Here is a 22,227-nt window from a genome sequence, read left to right on the forward strand (position 1 = left end):
CGCAGCTATTGTCTGGACTAAGAGGAGTTGATAACGTCCAGCCCAAACGGCTGACGGAAGGACGTCGCGCGAGCATGTCGATTTCACGGGCCATCTCAACGCAGCCCTCGCGGTATGCCCCCTCGAACTCCGGGCCACACCCCATCGAAGTCGCGGAGGGCTGGGGGCTCGAACGGGTCACCGCGCCCAGTCGGCTGTTCGGCGCCAATGGTCTGCGCACCGGCCCGGACGGTCGCATCTACATCGCCCAGGTGACCGGCAGTCAGATCAGCGCGCTGGATCACCGCACCGGCGAACTGGTGACGGTCAGCCCCAAGGGCGGCGACATCGTGGCGCCCGACGACGTCGCGTTCGACGCCAGCGGCAACCTGTACGCGACCGAGGTGATGGACGGCCGGGTCAGCGTGCGCGACACGAGCGGTCGAACGCGGGTCCTGCGCGACGACGTGCCGGCAGCCAATGGCATCACCTTCCATCAGGGCCGGTTGTTCATCGGTGAATGCCGTGAGGGTGGACGGCTGCTGCAATTCGACCTGGCGGGCGGACCGCCACGGGTGCTCCTGGACAACGTGCCCTCACCCAACGCAATGGAGGTCGGCCCGGACGGCCTACTGTACTTCCCGGTGATGGGCGCCAACGAAATCTGGCGCATCGACCCCGACGGCGGCGAGCCACATTGTGTCGCACGCGATCTCGGTGTGCCCGACTCGGTCAAGTTCGACGCGCAGGGCTACATCGTTTCGACGCAGGTGGCGAGCGGACAGGTGCTCCGCATCGATCCTCGCAGCGGCGAACAACGTCTGCTCGCCCAGTTGAATCCGGGGCTGGACAACTGCACCTTCGTCGGCGAGCAGCTGTTCGTATCCAACTTCACCGGCGAAATCACCGAGATATCGCCAGACGGCACAGCACGATCCGTGTTGGCGGGCGGACTCAACTGGCCGATGGACCTGGCGGTCGGCCACGACGGACAGCTCTACATCGCCGACGGCACCTACTTCTACGTCGCACTGCCCGACGGGTCCTTGCACACCGCGGGAATGCTGTTCAGCCCCGGCTATCCCGGATTCCTGCGCGGCGTTGCGGCGAGCGGACCCGGCGAGTTCGTCGTCACGACCTCCGGCGGCCAGGTGAGCCGCTACCGGCCGGAAGCGAGCGAAACCGAGGTACTGGCAGACGGTTTCGACCAGCTTTATGGTGTCGCCGTGTATCCCGGCGGCGTGGTCGTTGCGGAGTTGGGCACCGGACGGGTGCTGTCGCTGCAATCGGGTGGACTCGAAGTGCTGGCGAGCGATCTGCGTGAGCCGGTCGGCGTCGCGATCGATGCCGACGGGGCGTGTCTGGTCGCGGAGGCCGGAGCCGGACGGGTGGTCAGGGTGAACGGGTCGAGGATCGATACCGTCATCCCCGATCTCCAACGCCCGCAGGGCATTCTGGTCCACGGCGGTGTGCTCTACGTCGTCGATGCCGGCGCCAAGGAGCTGGTCGCGTTCGATCTGACCAGCAACGCGCGGCAGACGATCGCATCCGGGCTGCCGGTCGGCCCCCCGCCGGGTGTGACGCCCAAGCCGCTGCGCGGCATGCCACCGTTCTCCGGACCGCAGGGCCCATTCGCCGGGATCACCGCCGCGGCCGACGGGACGCTCTACCTCTCGGCCGACGGCGACGGCAGCGTGCTGGCACTGCGCCCGACACGGGAAGCCGGCTGATGCCCCAGGCCATCGCGGGTGACCACCGCTATCTACAGATCGCACGCACGCTGCGTAAGGAGATCGTCGACGGGGTTTATCCGGTGGGCTCGCAGCTGCCGACCGAACACCAACTGTGCGAGCGCTTCGCGGTGAGCCGCTACACCGTCCGCGAAGCGCTGCGCCGGCTGCGAGAGGACAACCTGGTCGCGTCTCGACCGCGAGCGGGCACCCGGGTAGTGCCCCGACCGGCGTCGAGTTCCTATGCCCAGGACGCGATGTCGATCGACGACCTTCTCGCGTTCGCGGCCGGCGCGCAGCTGACGATCGAATCCAACGCGATGGTGACGATCGACGACGACCTCGCCGCTCGGACCGGACTCGAGGTTGGCACCCAGTGGCTATCGGTACGCGGCTACCGGCAAGCCGACGGCGCATCGGTGCCGATGTGCCGAACGGAGTACTACATCAGCCGCAGTTTCGCCGCGGTCGGCAGGCTGCTGCAACGCCATGCCGGCCCGATTTTTCCGTTGATCGAGGATCTCTTCGGCGTGAGTGTCGCCCAGTTGCACCAGGAGATCGCAGCCGTCCTGCTATCGCCCGAACTGGCCGACGGCCTCGGCGTGGAAGCAGGGACGGCCGCGCTGCAGATGCGGCGCACCTACACGACCTCCGACGGAGAGGTGGCCCAGGTAACGATCAACACCCACCTGTCGTCGAGGTTTCGGTACGCGATGACCATGCGTCGGGTAACCGGTCAGGCCGGTTGAGGTGATCGCCCGGCCCCCGCAGGACACGGCATACGCGTCGGAGGCATACCGCCGCGGGCTGTGGGTGCACACCACGCTGGCCGATTCACTGCGCACGGCCGCAGAGCAATCGCCCGGGCGAACGGTATTGGTCGACAAGGACATTCGGCTGGATTGCGCCACACTGTACACGCAGGCCAGCGGGCTGGCCACCGCCCTGCTGTCGCGCATGCCGACCGGCAGCGTCGTGTCCTTCGTGCTGCCGAACTGGCACGAGACCGCCGTCATCTACTTGGCCGCGACGTTGGCCGGAATGGTAGTGAACCCGATCCTGCCATCGCTGCGCGACCACGACCTGCGTTTCATCCTCGAAGACGCCGATACCGCAATGGTTTTCGTCCCACACGAATACGGCGGCCACGACTACGCGGCGATGCTCGAACGCGTGACAGCCGCGATGAGCCCGGCGCCGGAGGTGGTGGTGCTGCGGGGAGACGCCAGGCCGCACATACCGTACCGGGACCTGGTCGAGCAGCCGCTGGACGCCCCAACGCTTCCGGCGCTGGATCCCGATTCCGTTCGGATGATCCTCTACACATCCGGTACCACAAGCCGCCCGAAAGGCGTGCTGCACACCCACAATTCGATACACGCCCTGATCTGTCAGATCCGCGACCACTGGATGATCGATCCGGGCGACGCGTTCCTGGTCCCGTCGCCGGTCGCCCATATCGGCGGCTCGATATATGCGTTCGAATGCCCGCTGCTGCTGGGCACCACCGCGGTACTGATGGACCGATGGGATGCGTCCGAGGCGGTCGCAGTGATGAACTCCGAACGGTGCACCCACATGGCGGGGGCCACACCCTTTCTGCAGCAGCTGTTGTCCGCCGCGCAGCGTGCCGACACCCGCCTGCCCGACTTGAAGGTGTTCATCTGCGGCGGCGCGTCCGTATCGCCATCGCTGATCCGCCGCGCCGCACAGTATTTCGACCATGCCGCGGTCACCCGGGTGTACGGGTGCACGGAAGTGCCCGTGACGACCGTCGGCGCACCCCGGCCAGACGAAACCGGTTACGCAGCAGACACCGACGGCCGACCCGGAATCGCCGAGATCAAGCTCGTCGCACACGAAGCCGCGCCCGCCGGTGACGGAGAAATCCGTGTGCGCGGCCCGCAGATGCTGGCGGGCTACCGTCATCGGAAAGACGACGCCGACTCGTTCGATGCCGCGGGCTTCTTCCGCACCGGAGATCTTGGGCGCTGGGTCGATGACCAGTACCTCGTCGTGACTGGCCGGGCCAAGGACGTCATCATCCGCAGCGGCGAGAACATTTCGGCCAAGGAGGTCGAGGACCTGCTTGCCGACCATCCCGGCGTCGCCGAAATCGCGATCGTCGGACTGCCCGACGATCGCACCGGAGAGCGCGCTTGTGCAGTGATCGTCCCCGCGGGCCCGGCGCACCCCGATGTCGCAAGCCTGCTTGCGCTGCTGGTGAGCAAGGGCGTCGCCAAATTCAAGGCACCAGAACAGGTCGTGATCTGGGATGCCCTGCCGAAGAACGACGCAGGCAAGGTTCTCAAGCATCAGATCCGGGCGTCTTTAACACAGGCGGAGACTAAGGATGGGTGAGATGCAAGTCGCAATCGTCACAGGAGCAAGCAGCGGTATCGGCTTGGGGTGCGCAACAAAACTTGCCGAGATGGGCATGGCCGTCGTGGGCACCGGCCGCGACCGGGATCGGCTGGCCGAGCTCGAAAAGGCGATCGGCGATCCGGATCGCGTCGCGACAATTGCTGTCGACTTGACCGACGACGACGCCCCGCGACGCATCGTGGACCTCGCGGTCGACCGGTGGGGTCACATCGACTTCCTGATCAACAACGCTGGAGTGGGCAGCCCCAAGCCCCTGCACGAAACCGACGACGAAACCCTCGACTACTTCCTGGGTTTGATGCTGCGGGCGCCGTTTCGACTCGCGCGCGACGTGCTGCCGCACATGCCACCTGGGTCGGCAATCATCAATGTGACATCGACTTTCGCGGTTGTCGGCGGCCTGCGAGGCGGCGCCTACTCCGCCGCCAAGGGCGGCCTGACCGCGCTGACCACTCACATCGCCTGCCAGTACGGCGCGTCCGGCATCCGCTGCAACGCCGTCGCGCCCGGGGTGACCGTGACGCCGATGGTCGAAAAGCGGTTGGAGGACGAGCGATTCCGCAAGATCAACACAGAGATGACCCCGCATCAGCGGTTGGGCACGATCGACGACATCGCCAGCACCGTCGCCTTCCTCTGCTCGCCGGGCGGAAGTTTCATCAACGGCCAAACGATCGTCGTCGACGGCGGATGGAGTTCGACGAAGTATCTTTCGGAGTTTGCGTTGTCATCGCAGTGGGTCGAACGATGAATCTGTTCGCGATGCTCGATCAGGCCGCGAGCCGGTTCCCCGATCGCGGCGCGGTGTATCACGGGGGGCGCCGCGTGTGCACTTGGGTTGAGTTGCGCGACCGGGCATTGCGACTGGCCGCGTCGATCCGGCAACAACACGGAGCGGGTGCTCGAATCGCGATCGCGACCCACAACCGCCCCGAGATCATCGAGTTGATGTTCGCGATCTGGGCCGCCGAATGCGTCGTCGTCCCGATCAACTACAAGCTGCATCCGCGCGAGATGGCGCAAATCCTCGACGATGCGGGCGCGGCACAGGTCTTCGCGTCATCGGCCATTGGCGCCGAACTCGCATCAATTTCCACAGCGCCAACGGAAATCATTGAGTCCGAAGCCTATTCACGGCGATTGACCGCCGCCCCATCGGCCCCGCCGCGCACCGATCCGTCGGCGCTGGCCTGGCTGTTCTACACCAGCGGGACCACCGGCCGATCGAAGGGCGCGATGCTGTCGCACCGCAACCTCACGGCGATGGCGGTCGCGCACCTTGCCGACATCGACGCTCCGGAAGAGGACTGCAGCCTCGTGCACGCGGCACCGATGTCGCACGGCTCCGGCCTCTACGTCCTGCCGTACGTGCTGCGCGCTGCCCGCCAGGTAGTGCCCGAGTCGGGCGCATTCGATCCCGACGAGTTCCTCGATCTCTGCGAGCACCACCCGGCCACTAGCGCATTTCTGGCACCGACGATGGTGCAACGGCTGGTCGACACGGGCCGCGCCCGGCCGGCCAATCTTCGGACGATCGTCTACGGCGGCGGGCCCATGTATGTCGAATGCCTGAGGAAGGCGATTACGGCATTCGGCTCAGTCTTCGCGCAGATCTACGGGCAGGGCGAGTCACCGATGACCATCACCGGATTGCGCCGGGTCGATCACGACGCCGACGACGACGCGATCCTGGGTTCGGTCGGTTATGCGCGGTCGGGGATGGAGGTCGCGGTGCTGCGCGCGGACGGCGGCCCGGCGCCCGTCGGCGAGATCGGCGAGATCGTGTGCCGCGGAGACGCGATCATGTCCGGATACTGGCGAAATCCCGACGCGACCCGCTCCACGCTCAAAGACGGCTGGCTCTATACCGGCGATATGGGTTCCTTCGACGCGCGCGGTTTTCTCACGCTTCGGGATCGGTCGAAGGACGTCGTCATCAGCGGCGGGAGCAACATCTACCCCCGGGAGGTCGAGGAGGTCCTACTCGAACACCCGGGCGTCTCCGAGGCATGCGTGGTGGGCACACCCGACGCCGAGTGGGGCGAGGTGGTTGTTGCGTTCATCGTCGGCGCGGTCGAGCCCGCGGCGTTGGATGCTCACCTGTTGCGGCGCATCGCCCGCTTCAAACGGCCCAAGCGCTACGAATTCATCGACGAGCTGCCGAAAAACAGCTACGGCAAGGTGCTCAGGCGGGAACTGCGCACAAGGTTGGCGCAGGGCCCCGTTGGTTAGAGATCGGCGAAATCGATAATTCCGCGAATGTTGCGGCCCTCGCGCAGATCCACGAACGCCTCGTTGACCTGGTCGAGTTGGTAGTGGCGGGTGACCAACTCGTCGAGTTTCACTGCGCCCGCCTGATACATCGACAACAGCAACGGCACGCTGGTGCGCGGATTCATCCCGCCATACAGCGCTCCCCTGAGTTGTTTGGCTGACAGCACCATCTCCTGCAGGATCAGCGGAACCACGGGCTCGGTATACGGGGTGATGCCGGTGACCACGCACGTCCCGCCTTTGCGGAGCAGCCTCATGGCCAACGGGATCAGGTCGACATGCACAACGCCGGCGGTCACGACGACGCGGTCGGCCATTACGCCGGCGGTGATGTCGGCCACCAGCGGTATTGCCTCCTCGGCGGAGACGGCGCTGTGCGTGGCACCGAAGATCTTGGCCGAATCCCGTTTGTACTCAACGGGGTCCACCGCGACGACATAGGTTGCGCCAGCGGCGCGGGCCCCTTGCAGGGCATTCATCCCGACACCACCGGTACCTATGACTACGACGGTGTCACCGGGTTCGGTGCCCGCCGAAACCGTTGCCGAGCCCCAGCCCGTGCTGACGCCGCATGACACCAGCGAGGCGGCATGGAACGGGATCGCGTCATCGATCTTGATGACCGACCTTTCCGTCAGCACCGCATATTCGGCGAATGTGCCGAGCTGGCCGTAAGCCATGAGGTTTTCGTCGCCGAGATGCCGGCGACAGGTTCCGTCGGTGGGCATCTCCCTCGAGAACAAACTTGCGCCGGCGTCGCAGATGTAGCTCTGACCGTTCACGCAGAACCGGCAACTGCCGCACGCGGGAATGAACGACATCGCCACGTGGTCCCCCGGCCGCACCGTCGTCACGCCTGGCCCGATTTCTTCGACGACACCAGCGCCTTCGTGACCACCGAGCATCGGGAACCAGTCCGGCTCAGGGATGCCGGTTGAGGCCAGCACCTCGGGGGTCGGCAAAACGTCGCCGGTGAACAGATGGTCGTCGGAGTGGCAGATTCCGGCGACGGCCATCCGTACCAGGACCTCACCGGCCCGGGGCGGATCGAGCTCAATCTCGAGGATCTCCCAGTCCTGGCCGACCCCGCGGATCACAGCGGCGCGACACTTCATTGCGACCTCCTTGATGTCTCGTGGCATTCGAGGCGCCGCGGCGGGCGCAGGCGAGAATCCATCATCGCGTGTCTCGGTAATCGGATTCGAAGTGCCTCCGAATGCCGGCCAGCATCTCGACGTGCGCCTTGACGGCTTCACGCGTCGTCATCGGGGCCAGCAGCCGGGGCGCAGCTATCCGGATTCGCTCGGTCACGCGCGTGCCCGCCGCGATCGGCTCGAAGCGCACCGTTCCGCGCAGGTGCACCCCCGGGGACTGGTCGGCCTCGGTCAGCACGTCGCCTGCCGCCGGCACCCGCAGCCGCGCGCGGTAGGTGATCTTCATCGTGAACGGCCCCAAGGGGATCCGGTCCCGCACCCGATAACTGTGGAGGTAACCGTCCGGGGTTTCATTGCGCGACAACGTCTCCACGGACACGATGAGCGGGTGGACGAGCTTGATGTTGTCCAGGTCCACGTAGAAATCGCGGACCTGGTCCGGGGGTGCCGGCACCTCCTCCGTCAGCGTGTGCTCGGCGTGGGCGACCCACCAGCTCATGCCGAGAACTCCGCGAGCAGCTGCGCCGTGCGCCACCAGATCAGCACGGCGAACACCGCCAGCACGATGATCGTCACCGCGGCCTGAATCATGTTGCGGCGCTGCCTTGGCGGGTAAACGTAGGCCGCGGCGACCAGCCCGCCCGTGACAAGCCCGCCCACATGCGCCTGCCAACTGATGCGCTGCGAACTAAACAGCGGGACAAGGAAAGTGAAGACCAGGTTGATCGCGATCACCACCACGACCCAGCGGACGTCCACTGCCAGCCGCTTGCCCACCACGAAGGTGGCACCGAACAGGCCGAAGATCGCACCCGAAGCGCCCGCCGTCGCCGTGTCGAGCGGCGAGATCAGGTAGACCAGCACCGAACCGCCCAACCCGCTCAGCGCATATAGCCCGCCGAAACGAATTCGGCCCAACCAGATTTCGAGTGGCGGACCCACCACGTACAACGCCCACATGTTGAACAGCAGGTGCGTCGCCCCGTAGTGCAAGAACGCCGACGTCACCAAGCGGTAGACCTGACCGTCGGCGACCGCCGGCGGCCACAGCGCGAGCTGCTTCTCCAGATTCCCCGACGCCATCTGCAGCACGAACGCCAGCACGTTGATCGCGATCAGGGCGTACGTCAGCACAGGCGTGGCCGACCGCTGCCGCCCGCCGAAGCGGGTTCGCGGCTGCCGGATGGTCCGGGCGCCCGCCCGGACGCACTCCACGCACTGTTGACCCACGGCGGCGTTCCGCATGCAATCCCCGCAGATGTAGCGCTCACAACGGTTGCAGCGGACATACGTCGGGCGGCCCGGGTGCCGATAGCAAGTCGGAACCGCGGGCGGGGAATCCGGTGCGCTGGGTGCGCTCATCGCCCTATTCTTGCCCGCATCGCCGGGCCGGGCGCAGCGCTTGAGCAAACCTGTTTTCTGGCCCACGCTGTTCGCCTACTGTGTTGTGCGTGGAGGCGACGTGACCGAGGTGGGAGTGGTCGAGCGCTACCTGGAGTGCCTGGCCGCACACGACTGGGACGGTCTTGCCGCGACGATCGCCGACGACGGGTTGATCCGCGAGGGCCCGTTCTGCGATGTCGTCGAGGGCAAGCAGCACTACGTCGCCTACCTGCGCAAGGTCCTCACCAACTTGGCGGGTCATCGGTTGGAGGTGCAACGGGTTTCGCACGTGAACGCCCGCCTGTCCTACGTGGAGTTGACCGAGGCGTTCGAGATCGACGGGGCCACCAAGGTGTGGCCCGAATGCATCCTGTTCGAGCGGAGCGACGACGGGCGGATCTCTCACGTCAGCGTGTTCTTCAAGCAGCCCGGAGCGCAGTGAACCGCCGGGGTGGCCCGGAAAGTATTCCCTCACTCGCGAAATTGACCTAGCGTGTGATGCGTGGAATCAAACGGAACCCCGGAATTGGTGCCCGTCGAAACATTGCAGTCAGGTGATCCCATCATGGATTGCGGCCAGCGGTACATAGTTCTCGAATCGAAGGCCGTCGGCGACAGCTGCGTGGTCCTCGAGCTCGAGTCCAGGGTGGACCACCAGCTGCAGGTCATCGAGAAGTCTTTCCCGACCGGGTACCACGTCAACAGGGCGAACCACCGAATTTTATAGCCCGAATTTACTCCGCCGAATATTGCGCGCGTAGCCGTTGGACGGCTACCGCGCATTTGTGTTATTCGGGGGCTGAAACGCCAAATGCGATCGGCCGGAGTCAGTCGCCGCGCGGCGGGCGTGGGTCGTTGGGGTCGCCCGGCTCGGGCTCACCGAACCAACGCGACGGCGCGCGCTCGCCGTATGCGTCGTGCCATTCCCACCACTCGTACGGCGCGGTTTGCGGGTACCCGTCCGGCGAGTCCTCCCAGTTTTCCTTGCGCCCGAGTGCGGTCATGTCGAGGTAGCTCCAGGTGTTGCCCAGCGCCTCGTCGCCGCGGTTGTTGATGAAGTAGGTCCGGAACACGCGGTCACCGTCATGGATGAACGCGTTCGTGCCGTGCCATTGGTCCACGCCGAAGTCGGCATCGAATCCGTCGGTGATCGTGTACCACGGCATCTGCCACCCCATCCGCGCCTTCAGCCGCGCGATGTCGGGCTGGGGCGCGCGCGAGGCGAACACCAGAGTCGTATCGCGAGCATTCAGATGGGCGAGGTGCCCCACGTGGTCGGCGATCATCGAGCAGCCGCGGCAGGCATGGTCGGGCCAGCCGTCGACGCCCGGCTCGAAGAAGGCGCGGTACACGATCAGCTGACGCCGGCCCCCGAAAAGCCCCAGCAGGCTCATCCTGCCCTCGGGGCCCTCGAACGCGTATTCCGTGTCGACGGCCAGCCAGGGCATCCGCCGACGCGCTGCCGCCAAGGCGTCGTGCGCTCGCATCACTTCCTTCTCTTTCACCAACAGCTGTTCACGCGCGGCCGCCCAGTCCCGTGCCGACACGATGGGGGGAGTGTTCATGACGTTGTCCTCCTTGCGTTTTCGGCGGCCTCAGGCCACCGCTGACAGACCCGTCGACGTGAGCAGATATGCGTCTCCGCTCCCGCTGTCACCGCCGGCGATCTCCAGGACCGACCGGCCCACCTGCTCCGCGCTGAGCGCGGGCCCACCGGCCCGCACGAACGCCTCGACGTCGACCCCTTGCCGTTCGGCGTACGCCGCGACGGCTTTGGCTCCGAGGTCGGTGGCCGGCGTCAACCGCGGCAGGACAGACACGAAGCGAATCCCCGATCCGGACCGCTGCGACTCGATGGCGGCATAGCTGGCGATGAACCTCACCGCCGCCTTCGCGCCGGCATAGCCCCCACTCAGCGGTGATCCGGCCAGGGCGGCGCCGCTGGACATGACGATCACCGAGCTGCCCGGCGCCAACGGACGTCGCAGTGCGTAGCGGGTCCAGTGAAACGCTTGTGCGACATCCACATTCCAGTTCTGACTGAAACTGTCCCAGCTCTGATCCTGTAGCGCGCTCATGTGGGGCGCCGCCCCCGCGCTCAACACGAGTGTGTGCGGCCGGTATTCGTCGATGAGCCGCTGTGCCGTCGCGGGATCGGCCGCGTCGGCGGCCACCGGCATGAAGCCACCGCCCAGCTCGTCGCGCACCTCCTCGAGACCGGATCGGGTGCGCGCGACCCCGACCACGTCGGCGCCGGCCTCCACCAAGGCGGCGGCGATGGCACGGCCGAATCCCCGGCTCGCCCCGGTCACGATCGCCGTGGTGCCGGCCAGGCCATGAATTGTCACGGGCTCCATGTTCGTCCTCGCTCTCATTGAATGTGCCTTCACCAATTGAGATGCGGCGCGGCGCGCGAATTCATCGCCGGCGGACCGATGAATTTCCGCGGCCCGCTGTCTCTGTACTGGAGTAGCGTTCGGTCGCAGCCGAGACAGGAGAAGCCATGCCGGCGAAAGAGGATTTCATCGCGCAGGCAGCGCCGTTTCGCGCGGAGTTGATCGCGCACTGTTACCGCATGCTCGGGTCGGTGCACGACGCCGAAGACCTCGTCCAGGAGACCTATCTCAACGGCTGGCGCGGCTACCAGGCGTTCGAGGAACGCGCGGCGTTGCGAACGTGGCTGTATCGGATCGCCACGACCGCCTGCCTGCGGGCATTGCAGAACCGCGCCCGCCGAGTGCTGCCGGCCGGGCTGGGCGACGGATCGATCGACCCGGACGCCAGCCTCGACGCGACCGCCGGCGCGCACGAGTGGCTGGAGCCCATCCCCGACTCGCTGATGTTCGCGACACCGGAGGACAACGTCACCGCGCGGCAAAGCGTGCGGCTGGCCGTGATGACGGCCCTGCAGGAGCTTCCCGCCCGCCAGCGGGCGGTACTCATCCTGCGCGACGTTGTGCAGTTCAGTGCCGCCGAGGTCGCCGAGCTGCTCGAAACGACACCGGCCGCGGTCAACAGCTCACTGCAGCGGGCGCGGGTCCGCCTCGCCGAGCTTTCCCCGGCGGAGGAAAGCCTGTCCGAACCCGACGATGCCGAGCGCCGCGCCTTGCTCGACCGCTATTGCGCGGCATTCGAAAACGCGGACATGGCCGCCCTCACCGCGCTGCTGCAAGCGGATGTGAAACTCGAAATGCCGCCTCTCCCTGTCTGGTTCACCGGCCGCGACCCGGTGCTGCGGTTCCTCGCCGCGCGTGCCTTCGCCAAGGCCGGTGACATCGCGATGATCCCGACGGCCGCAAACGCGCAGCCCGCGGTCGCCGAGTACCGCCGCGGCGCCGACGGGGTGATGCGGGCCCATTCCATCCACGTCCTCACGGCGGGCGCCACCGGGATCGCCACCATCACCATCTTCCTGGACCCCGGCCTGTTCAGCAGGTTCGGTTTTCCGTCCAGCCGGTAGCCTGTCTACAAGGGAAGCGACTGCGCCGCCGGTCACCGAAGGAAGACCCGACACATCGGAATCATCGGTGCCGTCGCACGGTCCACAGTTTCATGTGTGGACAGGTCCCCAGCCCCCCAGGATCATTAGGCGCGGTAGACGTAATTGAAGGGTGACTGAGTGAGGATTCCGGGCGTTGCCAGCGTCGTCGCCGGCATGACCGACGGAGCCGCGCAAGTGGTGCGAGCCGGTGTGTCCACCGTCGCCGGGGCCGCGGGCACCCTGCAGTCGTTGACCAGCCCGGTCGCCGAGCTGGCGGTCCCGGTCGTGCAGTCGATGGCCCAAACGACGGGCCGTGCCATCGGATTGACCAGTTCCGCCAACGGTTCCGGGCCCAGCGTCACGCCGCCGGTTCGGTGGCAGAGCGGGCGGCGTGTGCATCTGGACCTGGATCCGTTGCTGCCGTTCCCGGCTTGGCACGACCACGCGCCGGCGGTGGAGGAGCCGGTTCGCCGGATTCCGGGAGTGGCGGCGGCCCACGTCGAGGGCGCCCTCGGCCGGTTGGTGATCGAATTCGCAAGCGAAGCCGACGGAGACGCCGTGCTGGACCGCGTCCGGGCAACGGTCTGCGGCGTGGCGGCGGACTTGACTCTGGTCGCGCCCAGGGAGGCGTCCCGGACCGCGCCGTTCGCCGACCCCGGAAACCCGTTGGCGATCCTGGTCCCGTTCAGCGCCGCGGCGATGGACGTGGCGGCGATCGGCGCCGCGGTGACCGGCTGGTTGGGCCGGCTCCCCGTGGCGCCACGAAGCGCACGCGCCGCGGCCGCTCTGCTGAATCACCAGCCGCGGGTGGTTGCCGTGCTGGAGTCGCGGCTGGGTCGCGTCGGCACCGACATCGCCCTGAGCGCGTCGACCGCACTGGCCAACGGGCTGACGCAGGCGGTCGGCACGCCGCTGCTCGATCTGGCGCAACGAAGCCTGCAAGTCTCCGAGGCCGCCGCGCACCGTCAGCGATGGCGCGACCGCGAACCCGAGCTGGCCTCGCCTACGCGGCCGCAGGCCCCGGTGGTTCCGGTCATTTCGTCGGCCGGTCCCAAATCGCAAGCGCCACGACATAATTGGGCGGCCGCCGCCGCGGGAGAGGCTTCCCACGTCGTGGTGGGCGGGGCCATTGACGCCGCCATCGACACCGCGAAGGGATCGATGGCCGGGCCGGTGGAGGAGTACGCCGACCAGGCCGCCAACGCCTCGCTGATAGCCGCGGCCGGTGCGCTGCTGGCCGGCGGCGGCACCGAGGATGCGGCCGGCGCGCTGCTGGCAGGTGTGCCCAGGGCGGCGCACGTGGGCCGGCAGACGTTCGCGGCCGTGCTGGGCCGCGGACTCGCCAACGCCGGACAGCTGATTCTCGACCCGGGCGCCTTACGGCGGCTGGACAGGGTCAAGGTGGTCGTCATCGACGGGGCCGCACTGCGCGGCGACAACCGCGCCGTGCTGCAGGCGCGAGGAGACATACCCGGGTGGGACGAGGACCGCGTCTACGAGGTCGCCGACGCGCTGCTGCACGGTGAGGAAGCGCCCGAACCGGACCCGGACGAGTTGCCGGCCACCGGCGCCCGCCTGCGGTGGGTCCGGGTGCAAGGGTCGTCGGCGACGCCGGCGCAGGGTCTTGAACATGCCGATCTCGTGGTCGACGGCGAGCGCGTGGGCAGCGTCGACGTCGGCTGGGAGGTCGACCCTTTCGCCATCCCGCTGCTGCAGATCGCGCACCGGACCGGCGCCCGGGTGGTGTTGCGGCACGTCGCCGGCACCGAGGACCTGGCCGCCAGCGTCGCCGTCAGCCACCCGCCGGGCACGCCGCTGCTGCAGTTGGTGCGCGACCTGCGCACGGATCGCGGGCCGGTGTTGCTCATCACCGCGCTACACCGCGACTTCGCGTCGACCGACACGTTGGCCGCGTTGGCCATCGCCGACGTCGGGGTGGCGCTGGACGACCCGCAGGCGGCGACGCCGTGGACGGCGGACATCATCACCGGCACGGATCTGGCCGAGGCGGTGCGCATCTTGTCGGCGCTGCCGGTGGCCCGGGAGGCGACGGAGTCGGCGGTGCGCCTGGCGAAGGGCGGTAGCACCCTGGCGGGGCTGTTGCTGGTCACCGGTGACCCGAGCACCCTGAGCCCGTTCGCCGTGCAGCGCTGGCTCAACCCAGTCAACGCCGCCGCCGCGGCCGCGCTCATGCAGGGCACCTTCGCGGCATCGAGGGTGCTTCGGCTGCCCGACCCGACACCCCAGCCGCTGACCGCCTGGCATGCCCTGGATCCGGAGATCGTCTATTCCCGGTTGGCCAGCCGCACCCGGCCGTTGGCCGTCGAGCCCGGCGTCGCGCCCTGGCGACAGCTCCTCGACGACTTATCCTACAACCCGGTGGTCGCGCCGCTGCGCGGGCCGGCGAGCCGAGTGGGGCGGCTGCTGACCGCGACGCGGGCGGAGCTCGCCGATCCGCTGACACCCATCCTGGCCGTGGGAGCGGCCGCCTCGGCGATCGTCGGCAGCAGCGTCGACGCGCTGCTGGTGGCGGGCGTGATGACCGCCAACGCGGTCGCCGGTGGGGTGCAACGGTTGCGGGCCGAGGCCTCGGTCGCCGAGTTGTTCGCCGAGCAGGACCAGTACGCGCGCCGCGTGGTTCTCCCCGCGGTGGCCACGGCGCACCGCAGGCTGGAGACGGCCCGCACCGCCGAACGGACGGTCTCGGTGAGCGCGAAATCGCTGCGCCCCGGCGACATCATCGACCTGGCCGCCCCGGAGGTCGTACCGGCGGACGCGCGCCTGCTGGTGGCCGAGGACCTCGAAGTCGACGAGTCCTTCCTCACCGGTGAGTCGCTGCCGGTGGACAAGCAGGTCGAGCCGGTGGCCGTCGCGGACTCCGACCGCGCCAGCATGCTGTTCGAGGGCAGCACCATTGTCGCCGGGCACGCCCGGGCCATCGTCGTGGCGACCGGCGCGGGCACCGCCGCGCAGCGCGCGATTTCGGCGATCGCCGATGTCGAGTCGGCGGCCGGGGTGCAGGCCCGATTGCGCGAGTTGACCAGTAAGGTCCTGCCGCTGACGCTGGCCGGCGGCGCGGCGGTGACCGGTTTGGCCCTGCTGCATCAAGGGTCGTTGCGTCAGGCGGTCGCGGACGGGGTGGCCATCGCCGTGGCCGCCGTCCCCGAGGGCCTCCCCTTGGTGGCCACCCTGGCACAGCTGGCCGCCGCCCAGCGGTTGTCGCGGCGCGGAGTCCTGGTCCGCACGCCGCGGGCGGTCGAAGCGCTGGGCCGGGTCGAGACCGTGTGTTTCGACAAGACCGGCACGCTCACCGAAAACCGCCTGCGCGTCGTCCGCGGCGTCCCCCGCGGAGCCGGCACGGACGCTCCGTTCCCCGACGTGACCGACCCGGCGTCCGCCGCGGTGGTGCGGGCCGCCGCGCGCAGCAGCACGCAGCCCCACAATGGGGGCGGCCACGCGCACGCGACCGACGAGGCGATCCTCACGGCGGCGAATTCGGTTGACGGCCAATGGGCCTCGGATTGGACCGTGCTGGCGGAAGTACCGTTCGAGTCCAGCCGTGGTTACTCCGCCGCGATCGGCACGGCGGGCGGTGACGGCGGGCCGATGCTGATGGTGAAGGGCGCGCCGGAAGAAGTCCTGCCGCGCTGCCGCTTCGCCGATTCAGACGCCGAGCAGGACCATGCGGAGTCGTTGGTGGTGCGCCTGGCCGAGCAGGGGCTGCGGGTGCTGGCGGTGGCGCAGCGCCATTGGGAGCGTGGGACCAGCGAGGAGGCCACGGACGCCGACGCCGTCGACGCCGCCGCGCACGATCTCGAGTTGATCGGCTACGTCGGGCTGGCCGACACCGCGCGGCCGTCGGCGCGGCCGCTGATCGAGACGCTGGTGGAAGCCGGCCGGCGGGTGGTGCTGATCACCGGCGACCACCCGGTGACCGCGCGGGCGATCGCCCGGCAGCTGGGACTACCGGCGGACGCGCGTGAGATCACCGGCGCGGAACTCGCCGCCTTCAGCGAGGAGGACCGCGCCAAGGTCGCCGCCGACGTCCAGGTCTTCGCCCGCGTCAGCCCGGAGCAGAAGGTGCAGATCGTCGCGGCGCTACAGGCCAGCGGGCAGGCGGTCGCGATGGTCGGCGACGGGGCCAACGACGCGGCCGCCATCCGGATGGCCGACGTCGGCATCGGCGTGAGCGGTCGCGGCTCGTCCGCGGCACGCGGGGCGGCCGACATCGTGTTGACCGACAACGATCTGGGCGTGCTGCTCGACGCGCTGGTCGAGGGACGCGGGATGTGGGGCGGCGTGCGGGACGCGGTGAGCATCCTGGTCGGCGGCAACGTCGGCGAGGTGCTGTTCACCCTCATCGGCACCGCCCTGGGCACCGGCCGGGCGCCGGTGGGCACCCGTCAGCTGCTGCTGGTGAACCTGCTGACCGACATGTTCCCCGCACTTGCCGTCGCCGTCACCCGGAATTACCCCGAGCCGGAAGAGGCCGAGGACGGGGTCGACCGCGACGCCGAGGAGGTGCACCGGGCATTCCAGCTGGCGATGCTGTCCGGACCCTCGCCCTCCCTCGACGCGCCGCTGATGCGGCAGATCGTCACCCGAGGCGCCGTCACGGCCGCGGGTGCGACGGCGGCCTGGGCCATCGGTCGCTGGACGCCGGGCACCGAACGCCGCACGTCGACAATGGGACTCACCGCGCTGGTGACCACACAGCTCGCCCAGACCCTGCTGACGCGCCGCCACAGCCCACTGGTGCTGGGCACGGCGCTGGGCAGCGCGGGCGTGCTGGTCGCCATCGTCCAAACACCCGGCGTCAGCCACTTCTTCGGTTGCACGCCGCTGGGCCCGGTCGCCTGGAGCGGCGTCATCAGCGCCACCGCGGGCGCCACCGTCGTCTCGGTGCTGGCACCCAACTGGCTGGCCAAGCAGGCCGCCGCCCTGGAACCCAAGCAGGACTGACGCTTTCCCCGCGCGCCTAGCCGGACAGTTGCTTACGCAGGACCTTGCCGGCCGGATTGCGCGGGATGCTGGTGACGACGTTGATGTCTCGCGGCTGCTCGAACCGGGAGACCTTGCCCTTGAGGTACTCCCGCAACGCCGCCGCATCGGTGTCACTGCCCGGCTGTAAGACCACGAACGCAACCAGTCGATGACCGAACTTTTCGTCGGGAACACCGATGACCGCGTTGTCGGCGACGGCGGGGTGCTGGGCAAGCGCGTTCTCGACCGCACGCGGATAGACGTTCTCACCACCGGAGATGATCATGTCGTCTTCGCGGCCCACGATGTAGAGCCTGCCCGCGTTGTCGAGGTAGCCCATGTCGCCGGTGCTGGTCATGCCGTCGACGACTGCCTTGGCCCCACCGCCGGTGTATCCCTCGCTCGCGAGCTCCCCGCCGACGAAGATGCGCCCGGTGACGCGCGGGCCGACGGACCTGCCGTTCTTGTCGAGGATGCGCACCGGGCAGCCGGCAACCGGTTTCCCGACGGTCTCGGGCGCCTCGCGCAGCTCCGCCGGTGTGGCCAGCGCGCCGATGCCGACCTCGGTGGAACCGTAGCCGTTGTAGAGGATGTCGCCGTAGGCGTCCATGAACCGCTGCCCCAGGGTGGGGTCGAGCCGGTCCCCGCTCGACATCACGACCCGCAAGTAGGGCACCGGATTGCGCGCCCGCACTCGCTCGGGCAGGTCGAGGATGCGCGCGAGCACGATCGGCACCGCTGTGAACGCGTCGGCGCGATGCAGCGACGCCTGCGCGAGTGCGGCTTCGGCGTCGAAGTGGCGCTGGGTGAGCACCGTGCCGCCGAGGGCGACGGTGAGCATCAGCATGCCCAGACCCAGCCCATGAAACATGGGCATTGCCACGGAGATTCGCGACCCGGTGCGCAGGCCGGTCCGATCGAGGATCGTCACCCACACGCCCACCGCGGAACGCATCTGCGGTGAGCGTGGCACCCCCTTGGGCGTGCCGGTGGTGCCCGACGTGAGCAGAATGATCCGGCCCGGCGTGGCCACGTCGGGCCGCGGGTCACCCTCCCATGCGGTGACCGTCGCCGGGTCGATGAGGACGACCGATTCGTCAGCGGCGCGGGCGCGCTCGCCGAATTCGTCGTCGGCGATCATCGTGGTGATCCGGTGGGCGCTCATGGCGGAGGCCAGGGCGTCGCTGCGAAAGTCCGTGTTGACGAGGACCACGTCGGCGCCCACCAGGGCGGCGCCGAAGACCCCGGCGATGAAACCGCGTCCGTTGCGGCACATGATGCCCACCGCGTCGCCGGGCCCGACGCCGTCGCGGGACAACTGGCGCGCCAGCGATTCGGCCGCCGACTTCAGCTGGCGGTAGTCCCAGACACCGTCGTCGTCGACGATCGCGGCCCGGCCGGGCCATCGGGTCGCGGTCACCGCCAGCAGGGTGTAGGGGTTGGTGCCGCCCCGGCGTGCCTCGTTAATCAACCGCAACGTTGCGAGCGGCGACGGCGGAGAGAGCAGTCGCGACCGCAGCAGCGCCCGGACCGCGGTGCCGACCACGCCCTCGTTGGTCATCGTTGGGCCTCGCGGGCGCCGGAATCCGAGAAGAACCGCCGGTACCACAGCCGGGCCGCGCGTTCGGCCGGGCCGGCCAGCAGCACCGAGGCCAACTCGGCCGGCAACACCCACGGCGGTTCGTTGCTGCGGGGCCGCTCGATGACCGCTTTGGCGATCGCATCGGCGGCTTGGTCGGCTGACAAACCGGGAAGCCGGCCCAGGAGGGGCGTGGGTGCGATCATCCGGGTCCGGACCAGCGCGAAGTAGACGGAGGTGACGTCCACACCGTCGGCGTGCAGTTCCGGGGCCACGCTGCGCAGCCACCGGTCGAAAGCGCCCTTCGACGCCTGGTACGCACCCCACTGCGGCCCCGGCACCACGCGCACGCCGACACTGGAAACGTTCACGATGTGCCCGCGGCCGCTTTCGCGCATGGCCGGCAGGAGTCCCAGCAGCAGCCAGATGGGCCCGAGATAGTTGATGTCGATCGTGCGCTGAAAGTCGTGCGGCCGGTCGTACTGCTGGTGCAGTGAGCGGCGCAAAGACTTGCCGGCATTGCTGACCACGATGTCGAGCGCGCCGTGCTCTTCGGTGATCTCCTTGGTCAGCGCGCTGACCGCGGCCTCGTCGGTGAGGTCGGTCGGGTATGCGATCGCGCGGCCGCCGGCGGCGTTGATCGACGCGGCCAGGTCGCCGAGCCGTTCCTCGGACCGGGCGACGGCCAGCACGGTGGCCCCAGCGGCGGCCAACCTGCGCGCGGTCGCCTCGCCGATTCCGTATGAGGCGCCGGTGACCAGCACGGTCTTACCGCTGACGGCGGCGCGCAGCCTGTCGGGATCCGACACCCGCGCCGGATTGGCCAAGCGGTCCGTGACCTTGTTGAGGGCCTGCATTAATACGTTCAACTTTGCCGCTGCATTCACTCGAGCCGCATGTCGAGGACCGGCGGATGGCTTCACCGAGCCCTCGACTCGTCACAGTTAGCAGACCACACCGCGGCCGAGGGCCGCGCTCCGCCCCGGCGTTGTCCGTCTCGTCGAGGCGGGCGCCCGTAAGCCATCTCAGCCCGCGTGCCGCGAGGTGAACGGGGTTGTGTGAATTTGCAGTAATTTCCATGCGTTCCCCTGTTTAGGCCGAGGGTTGATTGGGCACAATTGCGGCATGATCGCACGTCAGATAGCCCGTTTACTCGGTCCAGCAGTAGTTGCGGCGTCCGGCCTCGGCGCCTCGGTCATGACCGGTGCTGCCCTCCCCTCCGCCGCCGCCCAGTGTCCGGACGTGCAGGTAGTGTTCGCCCGCGGCACCGGCGAAGCCCCCGGCGTCGGCCCCACCGGACAAGCCTTCGTCGACTCCCTGCACTCGCGCCTGGGCGCCAAGTCCTTCGACGTCTACCCGGTCAACTACCCCGCCAGCGACCAATGGGACACCGGAGTCGACGGCATCAGAGACGCGGCGGCCCACGTCAACTCGATGGCCCGCGACTGCCCCAACACCAAAATGGTGCTCGGCGGCTACTCCCAAGGCGCAGCCGTGATGGGCTTCGTCACCTCACCCGCCGTCCCCGACGGCGTCGACCCCAACACCGTGCCCAAACCCCTGGACCCCACCGTCGCCCAACACGTCTCCTCGGTCGTGCTCTTCGGCATGCCCAACGTGCGCGCCATGAACTTCCTCGGCGAACCCCCCGTGGCCATCGGCCCGGCGTATCAGGACAAGACCATCAAGGTCTGCGCCACCGAAGACCCGGTCTGCTCCGACGGCATGAACTTCTCCGCCCACAACACCTACGCCGACGACGGCGCCGTGATCGACAAAGGCGTCGCCTTCGCCTCCAGCCACCTCGACGCGGGAACCGGCGGGGGCGCGACGGTCGCGAGCGGTCGGGGCGGGTTCGGAAGCTGACTTCGCCACGCATGGCTAGTCCGCGATGAACCCCTTGGTGCGCATCAGGGCGTCCGCCAGAAACCCGTCGTGCGGGATGCCGGGCGCCGCGTACCAAGTCGGGTGATGCCCGAAGTACACGTTGCCGATCGTCGGTTCGGCGAGCAGCTCGTCGATCAGCTTTTCGTCGCCGGTGATTGCGCTAACCACCAACGAATGCCGCAACGGCTCCAGGCCGGCGCCGGGCGACCACGGTGACACCCACACACAAGGGAAGGGCAGCTCGACGTTGAGGGTGTCCGCGGCGGGCTCAGGCAGCAGGTGCACGGCCGGACGCAGCGCGGCGTAGCCGTCGCCGAGGTCGGCGACCACCTGATCGGCGCCCAGCAGCGGCGTCGCTCCGGTGGCCTTGGCCGCCAGGTGATCCGCGAGTGCCCGGGCATGATCGAGCGGTTGGGTGGGCAGGAGCGCGCGCTCGTCGTCCGTGGGGAGCGGCTCGATCGCGGCCAGCCGCCGGGCGATCGCCCCGGCCAGCGGGGCGGGATCGCCCTCGTACAGCACGGCGCTGGTGTTGACGCAGGCCATGCCGCCGAGGTTGGCGATCGAGTCGACGATGAGGTCGACGTGGTCGCGCCAGTCCTGGTCGGCGGTGATCAGGATCTTGCTGCGCCCCGGTCCGTTCACGATCACCGCCGGGTCGTCGGCGTACTTGTCGACGACCTGCTGACCCCCGTACACCATGGCGAGGTCGGCCGAGCGGATGATCTCGTCGGCGCCGGCATGGTCGGTGGGCAGATAGACGACGTCCTCCGGGCGAAAACCCGCCTGCCGCAAGGCATGCACCAGCCGGTGTGCGGTCAGCGGCTCGCGGCGCGACGGACGCACCGCCACCCGGTAGCCCAATGCGAGCGCCTGCGGCCACAGGCCGTGCACACCGGGACCGTTTCCGGCGGCGTGCACGGCGAACACCTCCCCGCGTCGCGCCCATACCGCGCCACCGCGACGGGTGCGTTCCTCGCGCCAATCGAGCGCCGCGCCCACCGGGCGGGCCGGGCTGACCGCGTCGAATGCGCCGCTGACGGCGTCGGCCACGCTGCGCGCCCCGGCGCGGGTGACCGCGATCGGCAACCCCGAAATCCGGCTGGCCAGCCGGACATACGCCTCGAAGTCCAGGCCGGCGGCCATCCCGTCGGCGAAAATGCGGGCGGCATCCGAGAGCGCCGCCGCGCGCTGTCCGACCGGCAGGGGGGTTGCCTTGCGTTGCGCGGCCAGGGTGCGCGAAACATACAGCGGCGGCACGATGCTCAACTCGGCGACCGCGGCACCGGAGGTACCGCTGATGATCTCCCGACGGCGGGTCCGGTACTCACCGCCGGGGCCGAGCGCATCGATCGGCACCAAATCGGTTGCGACGCCTGTCCGTTCGACCACCAT

General features: G+C 68.7%; 17 protein-coding genes and 1 pseudogene. 10 read left to right on the plus strand and 8 right to left on the minus strand.

Translation table 11 applies throughout. From position 1 onward, the window contains the following. Nucleotides 1-74 precede the first annotated feature (74 nt). From AWC17_RS07395 to AWC17_RS07415, 5 genes are read left to right on the plus strand one after another with little or no spacing between them, the layout of a single operon-like run. A complete protein-coding gene (locus tag AWC17_RS07395) occupies nucleotides 75-1,709 on the plus strand; it encodes an SMP-30/gluconolactonase/LRE family protein (protein ID WP_046183255.1) in 1,635 nt (544 codons plus the stop codon). Next, on the plus strand, nucleotides 1,709-2,458 hold the full coding sequence (locus AWC17_RS07400; protein WP_046183254.1) for a GntR family transcriptional regulator: 750 nt from the start codon (nucleotides 1,709-1,711) through the stop codon (nucleotides 2,456-2,458). The genes AWC17_RS07395 and AWC17_RS07400 overlap by 1 nt, the downstream gene beginning before the upstream one ends. 1 nt (nucleotide 2,459) lies before the next feature. Continuing rightward, the gene (locus tag AWC17_RS07405; RefSeq protein WP_046183253.1) at nucleotides 2,460-4,070 is read left to right on the plus strand and encodes an AMP-binding protein; all 1,611 of its coding nucleotides are present in this window, start codon (nucleotides 2,460-2,462) and stop codon (nucleotides 4,068-4,070) included. Beyond that, complete coding sequence (locus AWC17_RS07410; RefSeq protein ID WP_046183252.1) at nucleotides 4,063-4,845, plus strand: SDR family NAD(P)-dependent oxidoreductase; 783 nt, start codon at nucleotides 4,063-4,065, stop codon at nucleotides 4,843-4,845. The genes AWC17_RS07405 and AWC17_RS07410 overlap by 8 nt, the downstream gene beginning before the upstream one ends. Beyond that, on the plus strand, nucleotides 4,842-6,326 hold the full coding sequence (locus AWC17_RS07415) for an acyl-CoA synthetase (RefSeq protein ID WP_046183251.1): 1,485 nt from the start codon (nucleotides 4,842-4,844) through the stop codon (nucleotides 6,324-6,326). The genes AWC17_RS07410 and AWC17_RS07415 overlap by 4 nt, the downstream gene beginning before the upstream one ends. Here AWC17_RS07415 and AWC17_RS07420 read toward each other — a convergent pair. The 3 genes from AWC17_RS07420 to AWC17_RS07430 form a co-directional block, all read right to left on the minus strand. Next, nucleotides 6,323-7,483 (minus strand): NDMA-dependent alcohol dehydrogenase, encoded by a 1,161-nt coding sequence (locus tag AWC17_RS07420; protein ID WP_269432118.1) that lies wholly within the window; start codon nucleotides 7,481-7,483, stop codon nucleotides 6,323-6,325. The two genes, AWC17_RS07415 and AWC17_RS07420, sit on opposite strands and share 4 nt — an antisense overlap. Before the next feature lie 61 nt (nucleotides 7,484-7,544). Further along, nucleotides 7,545-8,021, minus strand: a complete 477-nt coding sequence (locus AWC17_RS07425; RefSeq protein ID WP_046183249.1) for an SRPBCC family protein — start codon at nucleotides 8,019-8,021, stop codon at nucleotides 7,545-7,547. Further along, on the minus strand, nucleotides 8,018-8,884 hold the full coding sequence (locus tag AWC17_RS07430) for a rhomboid family intramembrane serine protease (RefSeq protein ID WP_082122946.1): 867 nt from the start codon (nucleotides 8,882-8,884) through the stop codon (nucleotides 8,018-8,020). The genes AWC17_RS07425 and AWC17_RS07430 overlap by 4 nt, the downstream gene beginning before the upstream one ends. A 100-nt stretch (nucleotides 8,885-8,984) precedes the next feature. Here AWC17_RS07430 and AWC17_RS07435 point away from each other — a divergent pair, with 100 nt between their 5' ends. Continuing rightward, nucleotides 8,985-9,347 (plus strand): nuclear transport factor 2 family protein, encoded by a 363-nt coding sequence (locus AWC17_RS07435; protein ID WP_046183263.1) that lies wholly within the window; start codon nucleotides 8,985-8,987, stop codon nucleotides 9,345-9,347. A 60-nt stretch (nucleotides 9,348-9,407) separates the two neighbouring features. After that, nucleotides 9,408-9,632, plus strand: a complete 225-nt coding sequence (locus AWC17_RS07440; RefSeq protein WP_046183247.1) for a hypothetical protein — start codon at nucleotides 9,408-9,410, stop codon at nucleotides 9,630-9,632. Nucleotides 9,633-9,732: 100 nt separating this feature from the next. On the opposite strand, the gene AWC17_RS07445 is transcribed toward AWC17_RS07440, so the two are convergent. Continuing rightward, nucleotides 9,733-10,470 carry a DUF899 domain-containing protein gene (locus AWC17_RS07445; protein WP_046183246.1) on the minus strand — a complete coding sequence of 246 codons (738 nt, stop codon included), beginning with the start codon at nucleotides 10,468-10,470 and terminating at the stop codon, nucleotides 9,733-9,735. Between the two features lie 30 nt (nucleotides 10,471-10,500). Continuing rightward, nucleotides 10,501-11,253 carry an SDR family oxidoreductase gene (locus AWC17_RS07450; RefSeq protein ID WP_231588444.1) on the minus strand — a complete coding sequence of 251 codons (753 nt, stop codon included), beginning with the start codon at nucleotides 11,251-11,253 and terminating at the stop codon, nucleotides 10,501-10,503. 128 nt (nucleotides 11,254-11,381) lie between these two features. Between AWC17_RS07450 and AWC17_RS07455 the strand changes: the two are divergent. Together AWC17_RS07455 and AWC17_RS07460 are read left to right on the plus strand one after the other, a co-directional pair. Next, a pseudogene (locus AWC17_RS07455) lies at nucleotides 11,382-12,365 on the plus strand (sigma-70 family RNA polymerase sigma factor); the annotation flags it as partial. 159 nt (nucleotides 12,366-12,524) lie between these two features. Further along, a complete protein-coding gene (locus AWC17_RS07460; RefSeq protein WP_085164464.1) occupies nucleotides 12,525-17,348 on the plus strand; it encodes a cation-translocating P-type ATPase in 4,824 nt (1,607 codons plus the stop codon). Between the two features lie 16 nt (nucleotides 17,349-17,364). On the opposite strand, the gene AWC17_RS07465 is transcribed toward AWC17_RS07460, so the two are convergent. Next, complete coding sequence (locus AWC17_RS07465; RefSeq protein ID WP_046186554.1) at nucleotides 17,365-18,930, minus strand: AMP-binding protein; 1,566 nt, start codon at nucleotides 18,928-18,930, stop codon at nucleotides 17,365-17,367. After that, a complete protein-coding gene (locus AWC17_RS07470) occupies nucleotides 18,927-19,805 on the minus strand; it encodes an SDR family NAD(P)-dependent oxidoreductase (RefSeq protein ID WP_046186553.1) in 879 nt (292 codons plus the stop codon). The genes AWC17_RS07465 and AWC17_RS07470 overlap by 4 nt, the downstream gene beginning before the upstream one ends. A gap of 268 nt (nucleotides 19,806-20,073) precedes the next feature. On the opposite strand from AWC17_RS07470, the gene AWC17_RS07475 reads away from it, so the two are divergent. After that, nucleotides 20,074-20,814, plus strand: a complete 741-nt coding sequence (locus AWC17_RS07475; protein ID WP_208618366.1) for a cutinase family protein — start codon at nucleotides 20,074-20,076, stop codon at nucleotides 20,812-20,814. A gap of 15 nt (nucleotides 20,815-20,829) precedes the next feature. On the opposite strand, the gene AWC17_RS07480 is transcribed toward AWC17_RS07475, so the two are convergent. Next, on the minus strand, nucleotides 20,830-22,194 hold the full coding sequence (locus tag AWC17_RS07480) for an aldehyde dehydrogenase family protein (RefSeq protein ID WP_085164481.1): 1,365 nt from the start codon (nucleotides 22,192-22,194) through the stop codon (nucleotides 20,830-20,832). Nucleotides 22,195-22,227 lie beyond the last annotated feature (33 nt).

This window comes from Mycobacterium nebraskense (genome assembly GCF_002102255.1).
In the GTDB taxonomy this organism is placed as follows: domain Bacteria; phylum Actinomycetota; class Actinomycetes; order Mycobacteriales; family Mycobacteriaceae; genus Mycobacterium; species Mycobacterium nebraskense.